The 23,303-nt window shown below is 35.7% G+C and carries 26 protein-coding genes; 25 read left to right on the forward strand and 1 reads right to left on the reverse strand.

Annotation, left to right across the window (positions count from 1 at the left end):
• Positions 1-125: 125 nt before the first annotated feature.
• Both HF990_RS00885 and HF990_RS00890 read left to right on the forward strand, forming a co-directional pair.
• Positions 126-452: a PadR family transcriptional regulator gene (locus HF990_RS00885; RefSeq protein ID WP_168411760.1), complete on the forward strand. Its 327-nt coding sequence runs from the start codon at positions 126-128 to the stop codon at positions 450-452.
• Positions 449-1,123 (forward strand): DUF1129 family protein, encoded by a 675-nt coding sequence (locus HF990_RS00890; protein WP_168411761.1) that lies wholly within the window; start codon positions 449-451, stop codon positions 1,121-1,123. Before HF990_RS00885 ends, HF990_RS00890 begins: the two co-directional genes overlap by 4 nt.
• An 83-nt stretch (positions 1,124-1,206) precedes the next feature.
• Here HF990_RS00890 and HF990_RS00895 read toward each other — a convergent pair whose 3' ends face one another.
• Positions 1,207-1,455 carry a ferredoxin gene (locus HF990_RS00895; RefSeq protein WP_016836934.1) on the reverse strand — a complete coding sequence of 83 codons (249 nt, stop codon included), beginning with the start codon at positions 1,453-1,455 and terminating at the stop codon, positions 1,207-1,209.
• A gap of 111 nt (positions 1,456-1,566) precedes the next feature.
• Between HF990_RS00895 and HF990_RS00900 the strand changes: the two genes are divergently transcribed.
• From HF990_RS00900 to hepT, 23 genes are all read left to right on the forward strand, one after another.
• Complete coding sequence (locus HF990_RS00900) at positions 1,567-2,607, forward strand: YpbB family protein (RefSeq protein ID WP_016836935.1); 1,041 nt, start codon at positions 1,567-1,569, stop codon at positions 2,605-2,607.
• Positions 2,598-4,040, forward strand: coding sequence for a RecQ family ATP-dependent DNA helicase (locus HF990_RS00905; protein ID WP_168411762.1), 1,443 nt, complete (start codon positions 2,598-2,600; stop codon positions 4,038-4,040). The genes HF990_RS00900 and HF990_RS00905 overlap by 10 nt, the downstream gene beginning before the upstream one ends.
• A 115-nt stretch (positions 4,041-4,155) precedes the next feature.
• On the forward strand, positions 4,156-4,803 hold the full coding sequence (locus HF990_RS00910; protein ID WP_168411763.1) for a LysM peptidoglycan-binding domain-containing protein: 648 nt from the start codon (positions 4,156-4,158) through the stop codon (positions 4,801-4,803).
• Positions 4,804-4,929: 126 nt separating this feature from the next.
• On the forward strand, positions 4,930-5,697 hold the full coding sequence (locus HF990_RS00915; protein ID WP_168411764.1) for a metallophosphoesterase: 768 nt from the start codon (positions 4,930-4,932) through the stop codon (positions 5,695-5,697).
• Between the two features lie 55 nt (positions 5,698-5,752).
• Positions 5,753-6,745 (forward strand): YpdA family putative bacillithiol disulfide reductase, encoded by a 993-nt coding sequence (locus tag HF990_RS00920; protein WP_168411765.1) that lies wholly within the window; start codon positions 5,753-5,755, stop codon positions 6,743-6,745.
• Between the two features lie 317 nt (positions 6,746-7,062).
• Complete coding sequence (locus HF990_RS00925; protein WP_016836940.1) at positions 7,063-7,662, forward strand: short chain dehydrogenase; 600 nt, start codon at positions 7,063-7,065, stop codon at positions 7,660-7,662.
• 432 nt (positions 7,663-8,094) lie between these two features.
• Entirely contained in the window at positions 8,095-8,769 is a 675-nt protein-coding gene (gene prsW, locus HF990_RS00930) for a glutamic-type intramembrane protease PrsW (RefSeq protein WP_016836941.1), read from the forward strand.
• A 213-nt stretch (positions 8,770-8,982) separates the two neighbouring features.
• The gene (gene sleB / locus HF990_RS00935; protein WP_050988823.1) at positions 8,983-9,753 is read left to right on the forward strand and encodes a spore cortex-lytic enzyme; all 771 of its coding nucleotides are present in this window, start codon (positions 8,983-8,985) and stop codon (positions 9,751-9,753) included.
• Between the two features lie 12 nt (positions 9,754-9,765).
• Positions 9,766-11,055 carry a PepSY1/2 domain-containing protein gene (locus HF990_RS00940; RefSeq protein ID WP_016836943.1) on the forward strand — a complete coding sequence of 430 codons (1,290 nt, stop codon included), beginning with the start codon at positions 9,766-9,768 and terminating at the stop codon, positions 11,053-11,055.
• Between the two features lie 75 nt (positions 11,056-11,130).
• Positions 11,131-11,784 carry a flagellar brake protein gene (locus HF990_RS00945; RefSeq protein WP_016836944.1) on the forward strand — a complete coding sequence of 218 codons (654 nt, stop codon included), beginning with the start codon at positions 11,131-11,133 and terminating at the stop codon, positions 11,782-11,784.
• Between the two features lie 152 nt (positions 11,785-11,936).
• The gene (gene cmk / locus HF990_RS00950; protein WP_016836945.1) at positions 11,937-12,611 is read left to right on the forward strand and encodes a (d)CMP kinase; all 675 of its coding nucleotides are present in this window, start codon (positions 11,937-11,939) and stop codon (positions 12,609-12,611) included.
• A 125-nt stretch (positions 12,612-12,736) separates the two neighbouring features.
• Positions 12,737-13,882 (forward strand): 30S ribosomal protein S1, encoded by a 1,146-nt coding sequence (rpsA, locus tag HF990_RS00955; protein ID WP_168411766.1) that lies wholly within the window; start codon positions 12,737-12,739, stop codon positions 13,880-13,882.
• Positions 13,883-14,013: 131 nt separating this feature from the next.
• On the forward strand, positions 14,014-15,324 hold the full coding sequence (gene der / locus HF990_RS00960; protein WP_016836947.1) for a ribosome biogenesis GTPase Der: 1,311 nt from the start codon (positions 14,014-14,016) through the stop codon (positions 15,322-15,324).
• Positions 15,325-15,345: 21 nt separating this feature from the next.
• Positions 15,346-16,359 carry an NAD(P)H-dependent glycerol-3-phosphate dehydrogenase gene (locus tag HF990_RS00965; RefSeq protein ID WP_168411767.1) on the forward strand — a complete coding sequence of 338 codons (1,014 nt, stop codon included), beginning with the start codon at positions 15,346-15,348 and terminating at the stop codon, positions 16,357-16,359.
• 183 nt (positions 16,360-16,542) lie between these two features.
• Positions 16,543-16,806, forward strand: a complete 264-nt coding sequence (locus tag HF990_RS00970) for a DUF2768 domain-containing protein (RefSeq protein ID WP_016836949.1) — start codon at positions 16,543-16,545, stop codon at positions 16,804-16,806.
• Positions 16,807-16,823: 17 nt separating this feature from the next.
• The gene (locus HF990_RS00975; RefSeq protein ID WP_016836950.1) at positions 16,824-17,549 is read left to right on the forward strand and encodes a hypothetical protein; all 726 of its coding nucleotides are present in this window, start codon (positions 16,824-16,826) and stop codon (positions 17,547-17,549) included.
• A 92-nt stretch (positions 17,550-17,641) separates the two neighbouring features.
• A complete protein-coding gene (spoIVA, locus tag HF990_RS00980; protein ID WP_026018953.1) occupies positions 17,642-19,120 on the forward strand; it encodes a stage IV sporulation protein A in 1,479 nt (492 codons plus the stop codon).
• 204 nt (positions 19,121-19,324) lie between these two features.
• The gene (locus tag HF990_RS00985; protein ID WP_016836952.1) at positions 19,325-19,597 is read left to right on the forward strand and encodes an HU family DNA-binding protein; all 273 of its coding nucleotides are present in this window, start codon (positions 19,325-19,327) and stop codon (positions 19,595-19,597) included.
• A 218-nt stretch (positions 19,598-19,815) separates the two neighbouring features.
• The gene (gene folE / locus HF990_RS00990) at positions 19,816-20,385 is read left to right on the forward strand and encodes a GTP cyclohydrolase I FolE (RefSeq protein WP_016836953.1); all 570 of its coding nucleotides are present in this window, start codon (positions 19,816-19,818) and stop codon (positions 20,383-20,385) included.
• A 56-nt stretch (positions 20,386-20,441) separates the two neighbouring features.
• Positions 20,442-20,663 (forward strand): trp RNA-binding attenuation protein MtrB, encoded by a 222-nt coding sequence (gene mtrB, locus HF990_RS00995; protein ID WP_016836954.1) that lies wholly within the window; start codon positions 20,442-20,444, stop codon positions 20,661-20,663.
• Between the two features lie 69 nt (positions 20,664-20,732).
• The gene (locus HF990_RS01000; protein WP_016836955.1) at positions 20,733-21,479 is read left to right on the forward strand and encodes a heptaprenyl diphosphate synthase component 1; all 747 of its coding nucleotides are present in this window, start codon (positions 20,733-20,735) and stop codon (positions 21,477-21,479) included.
• Positions 21,480-21,502: 23 nt separating this feature from the next.
• The gene (locus HF990_RS01005) at positions 21,503-22,207 is read left to right on the forward strand and encodes a demethylmenaquinone methyltransferase (RefSeq protein WP_016836956.1); all 705 of its coding nucleotides are present in this window, start codon (positions 21,503-21,505) and stop codon (positions 22,205-22,207) included.
• 14 nt (positions 22,208-22,221) lie between these two features.
• The gene (gene hepT / locus HF990_RS01010; protein ID WP_016836957.1) at positions 22,222-23,196 is read left to right on the forward strand and encodes a heptaprenyl diphosphate synthase component II; all 975 of its coding nucleotides are present in this window, start codon (positions 22,222-22,224) and stop codon (positions 23,194-23,196) included.
• Positions 23,197-23,303 lie beyond the last annotated feature (107 nt).

A 23,303-nucleotide genomic window follows, 5' to 3' on the forward strand; every position in this document is an offset into this window, starting at 1 on the left:
AGCATTTCTAATAAAAATCAATATAAACTATTGACTGCTATTTTGTAATACAATATAGTTATGTATAGCTACTTTGTTTTACAAGATAGGTGCGTATCATTCCAACAATTGAGGTGGTGAAGTCTTTGTCTATTCGGAGTCAATTGTTAAAGGGAGTGCTCGATGGATGTATATTAGCAATTATTGAAAAAGATGAGGTCTATGGATACGAATTATCAAAAAAGCTAGAACAAGTTGGCTTAGATATTAGTGAAGGCACAATTTATCCAGTGCTATTACGGCTTCAAAAAAATGGATATATTGTGGGGGAAATGAGGGCGTCTGTTTCAGGCCCAAATCGAAAATATTATTCTATTACGGTGAAAGGAAAAGAAGTACTTGATAATATTCGAGACGAATGGAGAATCCTATCTTCTTCCATCGAAGAATTGTTGGGGAGTGATAATAAATGAAAGTTTCAGTGAAAGAGTTAATACGACAAAATAACGAAAAAAGAAAACAGCTTACACCAGAAAATCAGCAATATTATGAAAATCTCCTTGTTTACATTCGCGCAAATTTATCGAGAAATGAGCGAGCTACAGAGGAAGTTTTACTTGAAATGCTAGAACATCTATTAGAAGCACAGAAGGAAGGAAAAACAGCATCTGAAGTTTTCGGGAAAAACCCAAAAGATTTAGCGGATGAAATAATTGCCTCTTTACCAAAAGAATCTTGGAAGCGCCAATTAGAATTCGCTTTTGAAATCCTTTTTACGTTATTCGGGTGGTATTTGATTGTACGTGGAATATTTCCTTTACTAAATAAAGAGAATCAAATAATTTATTCTGGAAATCTTGTTATCTCAACTCTTCTTCTAGTCGGTAGTTTATTGATGTTGATTTATTTAATAGTGAATCTATTGAAAAAAGAAGCTTTTCAAGAACCAAAAACAAAACAAAAAATGACAATTTTATTTGGATTCATCACTATTGTTTTATTTGCGATGAGCTTTTATGTAAGATTTGCGATTCAACCATTTGGACCTTCATTTGAGGTTTCATATTATACCATTTTTGGCCTAGGGTGCTTCATGTTGTTAGCTTCTTATTTATTTAAGAAGATGCGGGAGCAAAAGGTATAGTAACGGAGCAAAAAACTAATTGTAAAATTCTAAGGGAAATAAAAATCAGGTGCATCCATTATCGGTGCACCTACTCTTATATTCTATTCAAATTTCAATGGGTCGCCATCGAAAGGTTCATCTGCCACTTTAATAGAATCTGTAGGGCAACCTTCAAAGGCATCTTGCATATCTTCCAGTAAATCTTCTGGTACTTCAGCAGTACCCGTGTTATCATCTAAAATAACGAAGGCAATTCCTTCATCATCGTAATCATAAATGTCAGGGGCAGCTGCGCCACAAGCACCACAAGCGATACATGTATCTTTATCTACAATTGTGTATTTTGCCATTTAATAATCTCTCCTTTTTTCTATCGCGCTTCCAAGTTAAAGCTACTTTATTATTCTAAAACTGTTTATTATACTTTTCAACATTAAGACTGTAAAATTGGAGGTTCTGATTTGCTATTTCAGTATTTAGTCTTAGATATATTAAAAAACGTAGAAAATGCGCGCACAATTTCTTCACCTTATCATTTGCTGAAAGGGAAGCGCTCTGGCCAAACGATTCAAGATGTTGGTATATTTCGCTTGCATTCATATTTTGGTATTTTACCAACATTAACAAGGCAAGTTTATGATAATGAGATTCAAAAACTTGTTGAACATCAATTGATTGTTGTATCAGAAAATAGTTTTCAATTAACAAAACAAGCAATCGAACTTCTTCAGAATTATGAGCCTCTTCCTTTGAATGGATGGCAATATAGAGGAAATGAACAAATCTTTTTTTCAAGACTCTCACTAACAGTACAAAGTTTGTCCCATGCAAGAGAAAATAACATGGCATTTTCTCCTATTCAAAAAGACGAAGAAATTCAGCGTTGGGTGCGACATTTCCTTTTAATCAATGATTACAAATCAGGACTTCTAAACCATAGCTTATATGATGAAATCCTACAAAGTCTTGAAAGTACACAAATCAATACACAGGCAAAAGAAATCGTTGTAAAACGATTAGCGGGCTATCAAGAAACCGGATTTACTTGGGAACAAATTAGCTTGGAATATCAAATGGCAGAAATAGATGTTCAAATCATATTTGTAGCTTGTCTACATCAATGGTTGAATGAAATACTATTGAACACGAAACAATATCCATATTTATCTCAAATTGCTGATAAGATTCGCGTAGAAATCCCGTTAACGGGTTCTGCTTATCACACTGCAATGCTCTTTAAAAAAGGATATTCGATTGAACAAATCTGCAAAATTCGGAAGCTAAAACAAAGTACTATTGAAGACCACTTAGTTGAATTGGCAATCAATGATCCAACGTTTCCAATTGAACAATTTGTAAAAAAAGAAGATATACAGCTCGTGCTTACAACGACAGAAGATTACAATACGAAAAAGTTGAAAATTCTTCATGAAGTGCTACCGCATTTATCTTATTTTCAATTGCGTCTTGCACTGGCGAGAGGTGAAAATTCTTGCAATTAGAACAGCTGTTACAAAATCATTTTGGATACACTTCATTTCGACCAGGACAAAAAGAAGTCATTGAACAGTTAATGAATGGAAGAGATACAATCGCTTTACTTCCCACTGGAATGGGGAAATCCTTATGTTACCAGCTTCCAGCATACATATTTAAAAAACCGGTATTAATTATTTCTCCATTACTTTCCCTCATGCAAGACCAAGTTGATCGGATGAAACAATATGGTGAAAAACGGGTAGTAGCATTGAATTCTTTTTTGAATCGAGAACAAAAACAACGAGTTTTACAATTTTTACCACAATATCGATTTATTTTTAGTTCACCAGAAATGTTGATGCAGGAACAGGTTAAAAGCAGACTGAATCAGATGGAATTGGCGTTAATTGTGGTTGATGAAGCACACTGCATTTCCCAGTGGGGATTTGATTTTCGACCGGATTATTTGAAAATTGGAGGCTTAATTAAAGATAGGCGACCTCCGATTTTAGCATTAACTGCAACTGCAACAGAAAAAGTGCTAGAAGATATAAGGCATGTTTTAAAGATGGATGACCCTTATGAATACATACATTCCGTTGACCGTCCAAACATTCGTTATGGGAAAAAAATATTTCACGCAAAGGAAGAAAAAATGGAATGGCTCATTGAACATGTTTTACATACAGAAGGGCCGGGCATTATTTATACGCGTTCGAGAAAAAGAACGGATGATATCACAACACAATTATTGAATCATGGGCTTTCTGTTTCTTCCTATCACGGGGGAAAAGATGCGGTAGACCGACAATTTATTCAACAGCAGTTTTTAGACGGCTCATTGGAATGGATTGTTGCTACGAATGCTTTTGGCATGGGCGTACATAAAGAAAATGTACGTCAAATTATTCATGATTCAATTCCATCAAACATTGCAGATTATATGCAGGAAGTAGGAAGAGCTGGTCGGGACGGCAAAGACGCAGTTGCTATTTTGTTGTATGGTGATGGGGATGAAGATGTAGCTCACTATATTGCAGGGGAAGATTTGCCGAATGAAAATCAAATTGAGTTGTACGTTGAATATGTAAGAAGGCAAGTTAACCCGAAAGAAATGGTTCATGATGGACTGATTTCTGAAACGTCTTTTCGCGTGTTGCACTATTGGATGGAGCATTATTCGATGGATGAAGTCAAGTCTATTTTTCGACAAATGATGAATGACAAATATCGTTCTGTGGAAGAAATGTTGAACATTGTAAAAAGTAATCAATGTATTCGAGAACAACTTGTCCATTACTTTGGCCAAACATTAAATAGTAAACCAGAGCATTGCTGTGAACATTGTGGTTTAGAATATCAGCATTTTCTTCTTCCAAGAATAACAAAAGATACAAAAAGAAATTCGACCACTTGGCAGACGAGATTGCGACAAATTTTGTTAGGAACTGACTGATTGTAGTAAAATAATCTTAATTACGACAAAAATCTTTGAAAATAAAAATTTCCTCTCATTTACTTTTTCCCTCATTTTCGTCATAATTAGATATGATTGCAAATGGAGGTGCATTATGAGTAAAAATGATTATCGAAAAAAGATTGAAGAACATCGCCAATCGATTGAGATAAAAGATTCAAATACGAGACTAAGTCGTTCAGAACGTCGACGTAAAAAGAAAAAATCGAAAGAAACTCCATTACTCACCACTTTAACCGTTATTCTAATCGGTATTCCATTAGCGATTTTAATATATGTTTGGGGCTTTTGGAATCCAGGAGATAATGAAGAAGTTGCGGTTAATAAAGATGAAAATTTAATTGAAGTCCAAAGAAATAATGCAGTAGCAGCTAGTAATAAGGATGAAAAAGATAAAGCGGATGAAAACAAAGAAAAAGAATCTTCATCTGAAGCAACGGAAAAAGAAGTAAAAAAGGATTCTGAAGCTAAATCAAGTGAAAAAGAACCAATAACCGATTCTTCACATAAACAAACAGAAAAGGACGATTCTTCAAAGAAAAATGAAAATAGTCCTCCTCAACAACATGAAAAGCAAAAAGAAAATGTAAAAGTACATACTGTTAGTGCAAATGAAAACTTATTCCGTATTGCAAAGCAATATTATAGTGATCCTATGAGTGGTGTTGAAAAAATTAAAGCGGCAAATAATTTATCATCCGATATCATTAGTCCAGGACAGTCGCTCGTAATTCCGGAATAAAAGAAAATATTTTATCAGTTGAATAAAATCCAGTAAAATATTATACATTACTGTAGGCTAGTGGATTGAAAAGACGATGGTATATTCACCACGTCTTTTTGTTTTATCAGGAGGGGTACAACTTACATGATTGTTTTGGCAACGGTCCTCATCTTCGGTTCAATCCTTTCCTTTATGGTAAAGGAAGCTTTTGAAAATAACGTCATTCATCATGAAATATCATTAAAAGGTAAAAAGGAAAAATACACGATATTTTTCATTTCTGATATTCATACCCGATTAATTAGCGACAAATTGATTCAAGACATAAACGCTCCAATCAATGCTGTTATTATTGGAGGAGATTTAGCAGATAGGAGAACAAAAATATCGACCATTTACCGCAATCTTCATCTTCTAAAAACATTAGGTCCTGTTTATTTCGTTTGGGGAAATAATGATCGGGAAGTGGGAGAGGAGCGATTAAGAGAAATTTTTCAAGAAACGGGTGTACAAATCGTAGAAAACGATGCAGTGTTACTCCCGAATACGATAAATCGATGTTGGTTAAGTGCGGTCGATGATCTATCATCACGCAAAGCTCAACCTGAAAAAGCATTTAGTAAATGTCATCCTGAGGATATCGTTATTTTCGTTTCTCATAATCCAAATCTATTTTCAAAATTAAAAGATTATCATGCTGATCTATGGTTGGGCGGACATTTCCACGGAGGCCAAATTCGATTAGGGCCTTTTGGTATTTATCCTGTTGGCTCGTTTAGCGCTAAAGATGGCAAGTACACACTCATTAGTAATGGTTATGGAACATCGATGGTACCCTTACGTTTTGGTGCAAAACCTGAATGTCACATAATTGACTTAAACTTCCATAGTGAACTCCAAACAAAGGGTTGACAATTCGCGTTATAATAAAAGTTGGTAGTTTGTCGAATTAAGGAGATGTATTTCAATGCAAAAAGTAGATGCAATTATAGTTGGAGGAGGCCCTTGTGGTTTATCGGCAGCAATTGAACTACAAAATATTGGGCTTAAACCCATCGTGATTGAGAAGGGGAACATCGTAAATGCGCTTTATCATTACCCAACCCATCAAACATTCTTTTCAACAAGTGAGAAATTAGCCATTGGCGATGTTCCGTTTATTGTTGAACAACGAAAACCAAGCAGAAATCAAGCTCTTGTCTATTATCGTGAAGTCGTGAAATTAAAAAATATTCATGTGAACCGATTTGAGAAAGTACTTTCTGTGGAAAAAAGACAAGATGGATTATTTACTGTAACATCAGATAAAGCACAATATGAAACACCTTACGTTATTTTGGCGACAGGTTATTACGATCATCCAAATTATATGAATGTCCCTGGAGAAGACTTACCAAAAGTATTCCACTATTTTAAAGAAGCCCATCCATTCTTTGATACAGATGTGTTAGTTGTTGGTGGGAAAAACTCAGCGGTTGATGCAACTTTAGAATTGCATAAGGCAGGAGCACGTGTTACGGTTGCTTACCGAGGTAGCGACTTCTCTCCTAGCATTAAACCTTGGATATTACCAGAATTTCAATCACTTATCCGAAATGGTGAAGTGGTTATGCACTTTAATACGACCGTTAAAGAAATTCGTGAACATGAAGTTGTTTTAAATATTCATGGGAAAGAAAAAGTAATTAAAAACGATTTTGTTTTTGCAATGACTGGATATCATCCAGATCACTCTTTTATTCGAAAAATGGGTGTAACGATTGATGAGGAAACAGGTCGACCTACATATCATCCTGAAACGATGGAATCAAATATTGAAAACTTGTTCATAGCTGGAGTTCTCGCTGCCGGCAACAATGCCAATGAAATTTTCATCGAAAACGGTAAATTCCATGGATCCTTTATTGCAAAAGCAATTCAAGAAAAAATGCGAAAAAGTAAGGGCTTATCCAAAAAGTAAAAATTATTGCCTACAAATTGTTTTGTCGATTTTCGTTTCTGCGGGCTTTCTGCGGGGGGTATTCTTAGCCTCGCAGGAGCTCGTTCTTCACTTCTGTGGGTTGTTACGCTTTTCCTATAGAAAGTCTTGCTTTGCTACGGAAGAGGAATGACGGGACAAGCCGCCTTCACTTAAATGGACATTTCAAAAAACATTTCTAAAGTAAACGAGTCTTTACGCACAAGCTTTACATTTTCATAAAACAGATTTTATATTAATAGCATGAAATCAAGTAATGTTTTTTCATAAACGGTTTTTTGGATAGAGGAGGAATTGGTTTGAGAATTTTAGTTGTAGGAGCTACTGGTACAATTGGAAAAGCAGTAGTTGAAGAAATGAAAGATAGAGCAGAAATTATATGTGCAAGTCGCAGTAAAGCGGACATAAAAGTCGATATTACATCAGTTGAAAGTATAAAACAGATGTTTAAAGAAGTAGGCGAAATCGATGCTTTAGTAAGTGCAGCGGGAGGAGTGCACTATACGTCCCTTGAAACATTGACGCCTGAACTAAATCAAATTGCAGTACAAAGTAAACTTTTAGGTCAAATCAATTTAGTATTACTAGGTTTACCTTATATTAAGGACAATGGATCAATTACTTTAATAACTGGAGTTCTAATGGATGATCCGATCAAAACTGGAGCTTCTGCAGCCATGGCAAATGGTGGCGTACATGCATTTGTCAAAGCCGCAGCTATTGATATGCCAAGAGGAATTCGAATTAATAGCGTTAGCCCAACAATTCTAGAAGAATCATTTGAAGATTATGGATCTATGTTTGAAGGATTTGAGCCAGTTCCCGTAAAAAGAGTTGCTCTTGCCTATAAAAAGAGTATTCTAGGTGCTCATACGGGCAAGACATTCTATGTTTATTAATAAATCGTGTCATTTTAAGCATTACCCTCGCATTTAATGAATGGGTAGTGCTTTTTTATGAAAAATGGATTGAATACTTTTATATGCAATAATTACAATGCATATTTCGATAAGTCGAACTTTTTAAATTTACTTCGAAATGAGGATATAACAAATTTTAAATTATAGAAATATTTCTGATATGAGGTAATATATAGGATATGATGATTTGCACTTTGAAAAAGAAAGAGATTTGTATTGGGGATGCAACGATCTACAGTACATTTTAGTGTTGCAGCGCAAAAAAGGGGTTTTAAAAAAATTTTTGATTTCGTGAGGTTTTCGCGACGGATAATCGTCGCTTTATTTATTGTTAGAAATTTTATGGTCCTAAACTTTAAAAAAGGTAGGTAATACTATAAAATATTATGTATAAGGAAGGGAGCGTCGATATTGTTTATTTTACTCTCTGCAGCGATTGCTCCAGGATTAGCATTATTTAGCTACTTTTATTTGCGAAATCAAATGGCGACTGAACCTCGAAAAACACTTTTTCGAACATTTATTTTTGGACTATTAATTACTTTCCCTATTATGTTCATTCAATATGTCTTGCAGGAAGAACAATTAATTACAAATCCATTTCTCCTCAATGTTGTTTTCTCAAGTACTATGGAAGAATTTTTTAAATGGTTCATTATTTTTGCATTTATTTATCGCCATGTTGAATTTGACGATCCATATGATGGAATTTTGTATGGAGCAGCTGCTTCGCTTGGGTTTGCCACAATGGAAAATCTCCTTTATTTGTTGACATTTGGAATAGATACGGCATTTATGCGTGCGTTACTACCTGTATCAAGTCACGCATTATTTGGTGTGGTGATGGGCTATTATTTTGGGAAAAGTAAATTCACAAAGAATAATCGTTCAATGGAATACTTAGTTCTTTCTATTGGAGCGCCGCTTCTATTGCATTTTGCCTATAACTCTATTTTGATGTTTGAAGATTATTGGGTTTATTTAATCGCACCATTTATGTTATTTTTATGGTGGTTTGCGTTAAGGAAAGTGAAGTTAGCTCACGAGCATTTAATTAAGCATTTAATAGAACAAAATAAAATTTAGCATGACCTAAAAGGAATGAGATTGCTTTTTAGGTCATTTTTTATTTTATTTGAAAATAACAATAAAATTTCATTCACTGTACATAATAACTCCTGAATGGTCGTTTCGATTGTTGATTCGACCATTTTTTCATTCGAATGTGCATAAATGATGCTAAATTTAACATGCTATGAAAAAGGAGTGAAATATATGGTAAGAAAACTTCTGATCTCAATGCTCATATTAATGACCACAATCGGTACATTTACTGTCATGAAGCCTGAAGAATCATTCGCTTTTTCTAACCAAGTTTTAGAACGGGGAGCCTTCGGTGATGATGTGATTGAGTTACAAGCAAGATTACAATACTTAGGATTCTATCATGGAAAAATTGATGGGAAATTTGGCTATGGTACTTATTGGGCTTTACGAAACTTCCAAGAAAGTTATGGCTTGAAAGTGGACGGCATTGCAGGAGCACAAACAAAAAGAGTACTTGTTAACAACAGTGATTTTGATCGTGAATGGGTTCATGCTCAAATCAATGCAGGTAGAGATTTTACTTATTATGGTGGAATTCCTCTGAACCAACAAGTAAAAGGCAACAAAGGATCATCAGGAAGTACAAGTTATCAACTACCTCCGAAATTTACAGAACAAGATTTACAACTAATGGCGAATGCAGTTTATGGTGAGGCAAGAGGAGAACCGTACGAAGGGCAAGTTGCAGTGGCAGCAGTAATTCTAAATCGACTTGAATCTCCAGATTTCCCGAATACCATCTCAGAGATCATTTTCCAACCAGGTGCATTTACAGCAGTAGCTGACGGACAAATTTGGTTAACGCCAAATGAAAGAGCAAAACAGGCAGTACTTGATGCAATGAGCGGATGGGATCCATCTGAAAATGCTCTTTATTATTTCAATCCTAATACAGCTACAAGCAAATGGATTTGGTCAAGACCTCAAATTAAACAAATTGGTCAACATATCTTTTGCTATTAAAGGAGCGACAATATGAAAAGTGCAGTTTACTTACTTTCCATTGCTGTTATCGCACTAGGATTATATGCTTTTGATGTCAAAGAAGATAATAAACAATTACAACAAGCTATTCATGCTCAATATACAAACTCATTATCCAATGCCAGCGAAAAATTATCCTATTTGCAACGGTCTGTAGCTCAATCCCTATTGTTCCAAGATGAGAAGGCGTTACAAAATGAACTTGATAATATTTGGCGTACTAGTAATGAATTACGTTCATCTATTAGTGGGTTGCCTTTAAATCCTGACGTAGCAAATCAATGGCTACGATATATTGGGAAAATAGGAGATGAAGCAAAAAGAGCTTCGACAAATGGTGATTATGAAACTTGGCAATCCAAAATGAAAGTTGTAAACAAAAATTTAGAGCAACTAACAGATGAATGGGCTGTTGCAACAGCTCAATTTTATGAGAATGATGGGAACTTTGATAAATGGCAACAAGTTGCAAAAACAGAGCTTGAAGAATCACCATTTAAAAACCTCGCATCAAACTTAAAAACTTACACGGAAAAGGACTTCCCATTAACAACGAGTGAATCTGATTGGCTAAAGAAAAGAGACTTAAAACATATAAGAGATCGTGAAATTACGAAGGACGAAGCAATTCAAGTATTAGAGAAACTAGTTCCTGGAATTGAAGATGCTACGTATACTGTATCGAAAAGTAAAGATGATGCACCTTATCCGTTTTATCACATTCAATTTGTAAAGGGTAGTCGGGTCGGATATGCGGACATTACTGTAAAAGGTGGCCATTTAATTTCCTTCTTATCTGAACGTCCGGTACAGCCAGACAAAAATATTACACAAGAAAAAGTGAAGGAGTTAGTACAACAATTTATAGACCGAGCTGGATATGATGATTTAGCGTTAGTTGAAATGCGAGAAAACCATGAAGCTTGGCATATTCATCTTGCTCGAGTGGCTGGCAAGCATAATGCGTTTGTGTATCCTGATGGAGTACAATTAAAAGTTTCTAAAGATAGCGGTGAGTTATTAGGGCTAAATGCAATGGAATATGTACAAAGAGAAAACATTAATGAAAACCAGCCAGTGGTACCGATCGATTGGAAACAATTCTTCCGACCAAATACAGTAGTGGAAGAAGAGCGGTTTATCTACACAGAAAATGAAGCATATGAATTAAGATTATGTTATGAAGTAATTGCTCGTTTTTCAGACAATATCAATCAAACATATCGAGTTGTTGTGGATACGGAAAATCATGATGTCATAAAAGTGGAACAATTACCATAATTATCAAAATGCTCTAGAAATTCGCCTTAATTCGTGCAATAATAAAATTACAATTATTGTGCGAGGCGAGTAAGTATGGATATTAAGATTGGGACAGTTCTCACATTGGAACCAACGTCATCAGAAAAAGTTGAAAGATTTAAATGTAAAGTAATGGAAAAGAAAGACAATATCATTTTTATCACTTATCCCGTAGATACGAAAACGGATAGAACAGTTTATCTAGTTGACGGTTCCCAGTTTCGTGCAATTTTTCGAAACGATGATGATATCAACTATGCATTTCAAACGGAAGTTGTCGGTCGTAAAATGGATCGAATTCCTATGATAATGCTTTCTTGTCCTCCAGATGATGAATTCATCAAAATCCAAAGAAGGGAATTTGTTCGAGTAAAAACACCTGTAGACGTTGCAGTAGAGCATTTAAATCAATTTTATCAATACGTAACGGATGATATTAGCGCAGGTGGAGCCGCTATCAAAGTGCCTATATCCCCTCCATTTTCAGAGGGAGATAAGGTCAAACTAACGATTGTATTGCCTTATAAATCTGGAGAAATTCAATACATTCAAACGGATGCAGAAGTGGTTCGTATATTTGAAAAGAATGACCAAACGCTTGCATCTCTTCAATTTATCGATACGGACGAACTAGATAAACAATTCATTCTTCGATTCTGTTTTGAACGCCAAGTGATGCTGCGTAAGGAGACAAAGGACCTCCAATAAACGATATTGGAGGCTTTTTTTATGGATAAAAATAAAGGATTCGACAACAATATGTAATACAAACTAGTTGTTTTTATTTACACAAACTATGAAAATAGTAAAAGTAAAAAACTTTGTTTATGTTACAATGTTGAAGGAAAGTAGGGATTGTCATGGGAAAAAACATACAAATAGCCATCGATGGACCTGCTGGTGCAGGAAAAAGTACAATTGCAAAAATCGTGGCAGAACAATTAGGATTCACTTACATTGATACTGGAGCGATGTATCGAGCTGTTACGTATAAAGCGTTAAAAGAAAACATACAATTAAATGATGAAAAAAAACTAGAAGAAATGTTGCTAAAGACTAAAATCGACTTAAAGCCATCTCCAAATGGACAACTAGTTTTCTTAGATGGAGAGGATGTGACAAAAAAAATTCGTTCCAATGAAGTAACAGCGAATGTTCCGCAAGTTGCTTCTCTTGCAAAAGTTCGTGAAATCCTCGTAGCTAAACAAAAACAATTAGCAAAAGACGGCGCAGTTGTCATGGATGGACGAGATATAGGTACTCATGTATTAAAAGAAGCTGAATTGAAAATTTTTATGTCTGCCTCTGTTGAAGAAAGAGCAAAACGAAGATTGCTTGATAATAAAAAACGAGGCATTCCTTCTGACTATGAACAGCTAAAAGAGGAAATAGCGCTTCGCGATCAGCAAGATATGGAACGTAAAATATCGCCATTAGTTCAAGCGGAAGATGCCATTTATTTAGACACTACTCACTTATCAATTGAAGAAGTTGCAGAAAAAATTTTACATTTAGCGAAAGAAAAGATGGAATAATAATCGTTTCTTTTCGCGTATTTTATTCATAAAAAAGGAAATATTTAAACTATAAGGAAAAAATTTTGTGTTTAAATGCAATTTCTAATAAAATAGATATTGTAAGATGCGAAGGAGGGTTACATATGTCCGAGGAAATGAACTTAGGAGTTGGCCAAGAATTTCGTGAAGGAGACATTGTAAAAGGGACTGCTGCAAAAGTTGAAGACAAAGCAGTAACCGTTACAATAGAAGGTGCACCATTTGATGGGATTGTACCAATTAGTGAACTTTCTAGTTTGCACATTGAAAAAGCATCCGATGTGGTGTCTGTTGGCGATGAGCTAGAATTAATGATCACGAAAGTAGAAGAAGAAAACTTTGTTTTATCGAAACGTAAAGTAGATGCTTTAAAAGCTTGGGATAAATTAGAAGAGCTATACAAAAAGGGAGAAGTTTTTGAAGCAGAAGTAAAAGATGTTGTAAAAGGCGGTTTAGTAGTTGATTTAGGAGTACGAGGATTTGTACCAGCATCTTTAGTAGAAGATTATTTCGTAGAAGACTTTGAAGATTACAAAGGTAAAACGCTAACATTCAAAATTACAGAGTTAGATAAAGAAAAAGGAAGATTAATTTTATCTCACCGTGCAGTTGTAGAAGAAGAAAAAGCAAATAAAAAGAAAGAATTGCTAGAGAGCCTAAAGCCAGGAGACGTATTAAATGGTAAAGTTCAACGATTAGCTCCATTTGGTGCCTTCGTTGACATAGGTGGCGTTGACGGGCTTGTGCACATTTCACAAGTAGCCCATGAACATGTAGATGATATTAACACAGTTCTTCAAGAAGGGCAAGAATTGAAAGTAAAAGTTTTATCTGTTGACCCGGAAAATGAAAGAATTTCTCTATCCATTAAAGAGACATTACCTGGTCCATGGGCAAACATTGCAGAACGTGTTTCAAAAGGTCAAGTATTGACTGGTACGGTGAAGCGTTTAGTGTCCTTCGGTGCCTTTGTTGAAGTGTTCCCAGGTGTTGAAGGGTTAGTTCATATTTCACAAATTTCTCATAAACACATCAATACCCCTCACGAAGTGTTGAAAGAAGGTCAAGAGGTTCAAGTGAAAGTGCTTGATGTTAATGAGCAAGAAAAGCGCTTATCACTAAGCATGAAAGAACTTGAAGAAAACCCAAAGCATCAAGAAGAATTTGATTATCAATTACCAGAAGAGACAACAGGATTCTCCATTAGTGATGTAATAGGGGAACAATTGAAAAAATTTACAGATCAATAAATTTTATTTCGAATAAAAATTGCGTGCTTTAAGGAGTGCGCTTTTTTTATGTCCATTTATGTCAAAAAATGATATATAATTGGATATCGTGTATAATACAAAGGATAAGAATTTGGAAGGATGAAGGACAGATGACAAAACCAGTAATCGCCATCGTAGGTCGTCCGAATGTAGGAAAATCAACAATTTTCAACCGAATTGTTGGTGAACGCATTTCCATTGTGGAAGATATACCTGGGGTGACCCGAGATCGCATCTACAGTTCGGCAGATTGGTTAAACCATGAATTTAATATTATTGATACAGGTGGAATTGATCTTGGAGATGAACCATTTTTAGAACAAATTCGTGCCCAAGCACAAATTGCCATGGAAGAGGCCGATGTGATTATTTTTATGACGAACGGTCGAGAAGGAGTAACTCTTCAAGATGAGCAAATCGCAAAAATGCTTTATAAAACAAAAAAACCAGTTGTACTGGCAGTCAATAAAATTGATAACCCAGACATGCGTGAATTAATATATGATTTTTATTCTTTAGGCTTTGGGGAGCCGATTCCAATTTCCGGTTCGCATGGATTAGGGATTGGGGATTTATTGGATGAATGTGCAAAATATTTCCCTAAAGAATATGAAGATGAATATTCAGACGATGTCATTAAGTTTTCATTAATTGGTAGACCAAATGTAGGAAAATCTTCATTAGTAAATGCAATTCTCGGAGAAGAGCGGGTAATCGTTAGTGATATCGCTGGAACTACTCGAGATGCAATCGACTCTCCTTATACGTATGACGGACAAGATTTTGTCATTATCGATACGGCTGGAATGCGGAAAAAAGGGAAAATATATGAAAGCACAGAAAAATATTCCGTATTAAGAGCATTAAGAGCGATTGAACGTTCAGATGTGGTGCTTGTCGTATTAAATGCAGAAGAGGGAATACAAGAGCAGGATAAGAAAATTGCAGGGTATGCTCATGAAGCGGGTAAAGGTATCGTCATTGTCGTGAACAAATGGGATGCCATTGAAAAAAATGAACGAACAATGAATGAATTTACCCAAACGATTCGCGATCAATTTTTATTTTTGGATTATGCTCCGATTGTGTTTGTTTCTGCTAAAACGAAACAAAGGTTGAGTCAAATTTTACCATTAGTGAAGCGGGTAAGTGAAAACCATGCAATGCGCATTCAATCTTCTTTATTAAATGATGTAATTGAAGATGCTATTGCAAGAAACCCAGCCCCTACAGATAAAGGAAAACGTTTACGCATTTATTACACGACACAAGTATCTGTTAAGCCACCTACATTTATCACTTTCGTAAACGATCCAGAACTCATGCATTTCTCTTATCTTCGATTTTTGGAAAACCGCATTCGTGAAACCTTTGATTTTGAGGGAACGCCGATACGTATCATACCACGGGCACGTGAGTAAAAGAGTGAGGGATAAATAAAAATGAAAAAGGTAACAGTGTTAGGAGCAGGTTCATGGGGAACTGCCTTAGCAATGGTGTTGGCTGAAAATGGACACGATACATTAATTTGGAGCCACCGACATGAGCAAGCGAAAGAAATAAATGAACAACATACGAATGAAAAATATGTTCCGAATATACAACTACCTGAAAATTTAAGGGCAACAAGTGATTTGAAAGAAGCGGCAGAACATGGAGATATCATCATTTTTGCGGTTCCGACAAAAGCGATTCGTGAAGTAGCAGAAAACATTATGAATTATTTAAATAGAAAAGTATTAATTGTGCACGTATCAAAAGGGATAGAACCAGATTCTTTAAAACGCATCTCAGAAATTTTAGAGGAGTCTATATCCCCGCATGTGATTGAAGATATCGTCGTATTATCAGGTCCTAGCCATGCGGAGGAAGTGGTGTTGCATCATCCAACAACGATTACTGCTGCTTGTACAAATCTCCGTTCCGCTGAAAAAATACAAGATTTATTTATGAACCAGTATTTCCGTGTCTATACAAATACCGATGTAATCGGCGTTGAACTAGGCGGTGCATTGAAAAATGTAATTGCCTTAGCAGCAGGGATTTCCGATGGCCTAAACTATGGGGACAATGCAAAGGCAGCATTAATTACCCGAGGACTTGCGGAAATTGCTCGTTTAGGTGTGCGAATGGGAGGCAATCCCTTCACCTTTGCAGGATTAACTGGTATGGGCGATTTGATCGTTACTTGTACGAGCGTTCATTCGCGTAACTGGAAAGCGGGGAACATGCTTGGAAAGGGCATGAAGCTGGCTGAAGTATTAGAGAGCATGGGTATGGTCGTTGAAGGAGTTCGCACGACAAAAGCTGCTTACCAGCTTGCCAAAAAATACGATGTTCCGATGCCAATTACAACTGCATTGTTTGAAGTATTATTTAATGAAAAAGAACCGAAAGATGCTGTTGATGAGTTAATGAATCGCTTAAAGAAAAGAGAAATCGATTATTTACAATAAAAGGACAAGCATTTTCGTTGCATCAATGAGCGGGTATGAAAGAATTCAAAGTCGAGTTGAGTATCGGGAACTACAAATAATACCCGTTCATGTGCAATGAAAACGAACGCATGTGCGTCAGTGTGTTTTGTGCCATATCATGCAAATTTGTATACATACCGCTTCTTGAAAGGAGGAATTGCAATGAGTCATCCGTTATTAATGGATATAGATAAATTCGTACTTGGTGCTGCACGTGGTCCATTAGCGAACATGCACCCGATGGATGTCATGTGGGTTTCCTTTTACTCGATAGCCGCAATGATTTTATCGATTCTTATGATAACAGCAGCTCGCAAATGGGTGAATAATGCTATATTATCCTTTTTCATTAGACTGATTGCATTTATTATTTTTATATTTGGCACATTATTAATGGTTTTAGTAATCTTTACGTGGCCATCATAAACAAAGGGGTGAAAATCATGAAACAGAAACGGAAATTCATTTTTTTCATACTATTACTCTCGACATCCCTTTTACTATCTGGATGTTTGTTTCCACAGGAAGAACGTGTTGAGAATCAAATACCTGATGAAGCTCAACTGATTGCTGTGCAAAATGCCATCGATCAATATCGAGCGGAAACAGGTGTGCTGCCGATAAAAAATAAAGATATGGATACAGATATATTTATTAAATATCCCATCGATTTCTCGAAATTGGTTCCAAAATATTTAGCGAATATCCCAGGGAATTCCTACGAAAAAGGTGGCATATTCCAATATATTATTTGGGACCCGGAAAACAATCCAACTGTAAAATTAGTAGACTTACGTTCAGCAGAAACGATTCGAGATTTAAATATTCGTCTTCTCTCAACAAAATACATGCCTTATAAAGACAGGATTGCGGATTATGTATATTCAATAGATTTTAAGAAATTAGGCTTTGCTAAAGAACTAACTGTGCCAAGTCCATATTCGAATAATCATTTACCATTAGTTGCTTCAACAGAAGGACAAGCCTATGTAGACTACTCCATCGATTTAGCTCAGTTTATAAGAGAAAATCATTTGAAACCTGAGCCAGGAGAAGATATTCGTATGTTGCTTGTGGAAGCTTATCCAGTAGTACCGGCCTATTCACTGCCATATACTGTGAACGAGAATAATGAACCGGTATTTATGTTTGATCCAATAAAAAAATAAAAAAATTTAAGCCTTGTACGACTTTTCGTGCAAGGTTTTTCATATTTTAAGTATATAATTCATAGATTGAAGTACGTAAAGGAGGAACTACAATAGGCGAACAAATCTTTCAACAAATAGCAGAAAGAACAAATGGTGATGTATATATTGGGGTTGTAGGGCCTGTGAGGGTTGGTAAGTCCACTTTTGTGAAAAAAATGATGGAGTCAATCGTCCTACCAAACATCGTGGATGAAGAAGAACGGAAAAGAGCACTGGACGAGCTACCACAAAGTTCACCTGGCCCAGTCATTATGACTGCAGAACCAAAATTTGTTCCTGCTCATGGTACAGAAATTTGTATTGGGGAAAGTGAAATACCTTTCCGGATTCGTTTTGCTGATTGTGTTGGTTATGTCATTGATGGGGTAAAAGGGTATGAAGATGAAAATGGACCAAAGTATGTGCACACACCATGGAACACTGAAGCTATTCCATTCCAAGAAGCAGCTCGAATCGGAACAGATAAGGTGATCCGCGACCATGCAAACATCGGTGTAGTTGTAACGACAGACGGCACTGTTAATGGGATTTCACGAGAAGCTGCACAAGTGGCGGAAGAACAAATTGTTGAACAATTGCAGGAAATCGGTAAGCCATTCGTCATCATTTTAAACAGCCAATATCCAAACAATCAAAATACGCAAAAGTTGCGTAATGAATTGCTCTCCCGTTATAACGTTCCTGTCATTGCAATAGCTATTGATCAAATGACGTTAAATGATATGGAGTTTATTTTAGAAGAAGCTCTGTATGAATTCCCTGTGGAAGATATTGAAGTGGAAAAACCTGATTGGCTTGATGTATTAGAACCGACTCACCACGTCAATGCAACGCTTTCAGAAGCAGTTGGAAATGTGCTGAATTCTGTAACGAAAATTCGCGATGTCCATAATGCAGTAGAAGATTTAAGAGAAATTGATTTTATTGAAAGCTGCGAGATTGAAAGAGTTGATGCAGGACTTGGTGTGGCAACGGTGCGTATCACATTAAAACCGGAAATTTATAAGGCGGTTTGCAATGAATTTTTAGATGCGCCGATAGACACGAAAAAAGATTGGCTGCTCTTCATTAAAGAGGCACAAGAAGCGAAAAAAGCACAAAAACGCTTCCGAGATGCGATTGAAGAAGCGACAATCAATGGCTATGGTGTAACGCTTCCGACGATGGAAGAGTTTGAGCCAAGTGAGCCAGAAATAATTAAACAAAATAATTTCTACGGTGTTCGCATGAAGGCGAAAGCTCCATCTTACCATATCATACGTGTCGATATGGAATCTGAGTTCTCGCCATTAATTGGGTCAGAGTTCCACAGCCAACAGTTATTGAAAGACTTGCAGTATGCATATAAACATGATCGAGAAGCGTTATGGCAAACACAATTGTTTGGAACGCCACTGCATGAAGTGTTGACGGAAGGAATTCGATTCAAAATGAATGCTGTGCCGCCAAGTGCAAAGAAAAGAATGCGTCAAACAATTGAAAGAATGGTGAATGAAGGAGAAAAAGGACTCATTACGTTTATTATTTAAAAAAAGTGAGATAATAAAAATAATGGAATTTTATTAGAAGGACTTTTTGTCATATAGACGAAAAGTCCTTTTCATTATCCAAAGTGCCAAAAACTCAATTTTTCTTGGACAAACATGAATAAATACAGTTGCACCGCTTATTTCTATATGTTACTCTTTTTACATGATTTAGCTTTTTTAACCCTTTGAGAGGAGGTGAACAGTGTGAACAAAACAGAATTAGTAAACTCTGTTGCTGAAGCTGCAGGTCTTTCTAAGAAAGATGCTTCTAAAGCAGTAGATGCAGTATTTGATACAATTCAAAACACTCTTGCAAAGGGTGACAAAGTGCAATTAATCGGTTTTGGAAACTTCGAAGTTCGTGAACGTGCTGCACGTAAAGGTCGTAACCCTCAAACTGGGGAAGAAATTGAAATTGCTGCAAGCAAAGTGCCAGCATTTAAACCAGGAAAAGCACTTAAAGAAGCTGTAAAATAATAGCTTCTTTAAAATTACATAGAGCAGTCGTCATGAATATGATGACTGCTCTTTTTACATATTATAATATTAATGAAAGATAAATCAATTCTACCATTGGAGCAAAAAAGCAACACATATAGAGTACAATTTGAGTGAAAGCCTTTTGCGATTCACGTCTGTATGTGCTACGATTCATTTTGACAGTGTTGTGCTTTGTCGATTTAGGAGGAACATATATGTCAAATGTTGATTTAAAAAAAATAGAAGAAGCTGTAAAAATGATTTTAGAGGCCGTAGGTGAAGACGTTAATCGTGAAGGACTCATCGATACACCAAAACGCGTTTCAAAAATGTATGAAGAAATGTTTAAAGGGCTTAATGAAGATCCGCGAAGTTATTTTGAAACGGTCTTCCATGAAAACCATGATGAGCTAGTTCTTGTGAAGGATATTCCTTTTTATTCGATGTGTGAACATCACTTAGTTCCATTTTACGGGAAAGCTCATGTTGCATACATACCTCAAGATGGCCGAGTTGCTGGTTTAAGCAAAATCGGTCGATTAGTGGAATCCGTAAGTCACAGGCCTCAATTACAAGAACGAATTACAACAACCATTGCAGATATTTTAATGGAAAAATTAGAACCGCAAGGCGTTTTTGTATTGATTGAAGCTGAACATATGTGTATGACGATGAGAGGATTAAAAAAACCTGGGACAAAAACAGTGACTTCATGTGCAAGAGGAATTTATGAAGAAGATGACATAAAACGACAAGAAGTGATTTCATTTATTCAAATGTCTTAATTAACAAAATAGATTGTGATATGATAACAAAGAATATGTAAATGTGAGGGAGAAGTATGAACCAATCTGATTATGTCGTAATTGAAGCAGAAGAAGATGGCGTACATGTAATTGGGTTAACTCGTGGTGAAGATACAAAATTTCATCATTCAGAAAAATTAGATGCCGGAGAAGTGATGATAGCTCAATTTACTGAACATACGTCGGCCATGAAAATTCGTGGAAAAGCGAAAATCTATACATCGCATGGAATCATTGAAAGCCAATCAAAAAAATAAACCGCTCATTATGATGACGACTGTAATAAGTGCAGTAGATTGTGCTTACATTGGAATGGAGTAATACCTATGGATGCAACATATATAAAAAACCATATTGAACAATTAAAAAAGGATATTTATCGTTATGTGCAACATAAAACACTTCTGAAATATACTGGAAATCCATTGGTGGATGAAAATCAATTATTTTACATGCTGTTGCCATTTTTTAATGGAGACCATTGGGATGATGAAAAATATGAAGGAATCATTACTGTCGGAATTGTACAAGCATCTTTAGCGGAACATGGTCTCATCAACGAGTATGATGCAACATCGAAAGAGCAGCAGCTAACAGTTCTGTCCGGCGATTATTACAGTGGTCGTTATTATGAAATATTAGCAAATTCAGGTAATATTTCTTTGATACGTCAACTTTCTGAAAGTGTTGTATTAAGATCTGAACATGAAATTCGAGTATATGAACCGAGACAATACGCCATCGATGATTGGTTAGATAGTATAACGGTTATTGAAACAGAATGTATTAGCAGATTTTATCAACTTTACAATTACGATCAATATTTAAATATAATGCAAATCAATTTATTGATTCTACGATTACAAAATGAACTATTAAACTATAGAGAAGGTAATAGTTCGCTCCTTTTACAAAAAATGATAGAAAGCTTTGTACCCGTTGATCATTTGAATTTTGAACAATACCTTCTGAAAAAATTGGATGTTCTTATTCAACAATTGCAAGAATTGTTACGTATCTCTTCTATCAAAGCTGAACTTAAACAATATATTGCAGAACGGTTGATTAGATAGAGTGAAGAAAGGTTATGAAAAAGATGGAAAAATCCAAAGAAGAACGCGTCCATGAAGTGTTTGAGAAAATTTACGAAAACTACGACAAAATGAATTCGGTGATTAGTTTCAAGCTTCATGTCAAATGGCGTGAAGATATTATGAAACGCATGAATGTAAAACCGGGATCTACATGTTTAGATGTTTGTTGTGGCACAGCTGATTGGACAGTTGCATTAGCAAAGGCAACAGGTGAAAATGGAGTTGTTAAAGGGCTTGATTTTAGCAAAAATATGCTAAAAGTTGGAGCTGAGAAAGTAAAGCCGTATCCTCATGTGGAGTTAATACATGGGAATGCAATGGAACTACCTTTTGAAGATAACACTTTTGACTATGTCACAATCGGTTTTGGTTTACGAAATGTACCGGATTATATGCAAGTATTAAGGGAAATGCATCGTGTATTAAAACCTGGTGGGATGGCTGTTTGTTTAGATACATCTCAACCAGAAATGCCTGGATATAAACAATTGTTTCGTTTTTATTTCCGATATATTATGCCGCTTTTCGGGAAAATTTTTGCGAAAAGTTATGAAGAGTATTCATGGTTACAAGAATCCGCAAGCACTTTCCCAGGGATGAAAAAGCTTGCAAAAATGTTTGAAGAAGCTGGCTTTGTAAACGTCACATACAAAAGTTATAGTGGTGGTGCAGCAGCAATGCATATGGGATTTAAGAAAGAAGTTTAGGGAGAGGTTCGCGAGTGGAAAAGATGAAGTTAAAAATGATCTATTCCGATTTAAAACCGGATATAGAAATCATCGAAAATGAATTAGAAAAAGCACTTTATTCAACGTCGCATGTATTAAATGATGCCTCTCTCCACCTTTTACGTGCGGGCGGAAAAAGAATTCGCCCACTTTTTGTTTTAATGAGTGCAAAATTTGGTCATTATAATATCGACAGAATGAAATATGCTGCTGTACCTCTCGAATTAATTCATATGGGTTCCCTTGTCCACGATGATGTAATCGATCATTCCGATATGAGAAGAGGGCGTCCTACCGTTCGTTCTCAATGGAACAATCGAGTTGCAATGCATACTGGTAATTTTATTTTCGGTAGAGCAATTCAATATGTATCCCAAATTAAAGATCCGAAGGCGCATCAAATTTTAGCAAGAACGATGGTTGAAATTTGTAATGGTGAAGTCATTCAAATTGAAGATAAGTTTCGACTAAATCAAAACTTAAAAGATTATTTCCGTCGAATAAAAAGAAAAACGGCACTTCTTATTGAATCCAGTTGTGAAGTGGGAGCAGTAGTAGCAAATGTTGATCCTGCTGTTACAATGCGGTTAAAGAGATTCGGTTATTATGTGGGTATGAGTTATCAAATCGTGGATGACGTGTTGGATTTCGTATCAACGGATAAACAACTTGGAAAACCTGCAGGCAGTGATTTATTGCAGGGAAACATTACTTTGCCTATATTGCTCATGAAAGATCATCCCAAAATTATCCAATTTATTGAGCGGGCTTCAAAAGGAATTGTGACAGAAGAGGAACGGTTAGAAATGCTTCAAATTGTACGCAATTCTGATTCAATTCAAGAAGCCTTGAAAGTAAGCGATCAATATTTAGCGAAAGCAATGAAAGAAGTAGAGCAATTACCAGAACATCCAACAAAGAAAAAACTAAGAGATATTGCATTGTTTATCGGTAAACGTAAGTTTTAAAAAATATATCTATTTCTAATATTGATAGTTGAAGCTTGAGCTTGATTTTGGTAACATTTAGCGGTAGGTAATAAAGCTTAATTGAGATTTAAGGAGTTGTTTAACTT

Source organism: Ureibacillus thermosphaericus (assembly GCF_012396605.1).
Classification (GTDB): Bacteria; Bacillota; Bacilli; order Bacillales_A; family Planococcaceae; genus Ureibacillus; species Ureibacillus thermosphaericus.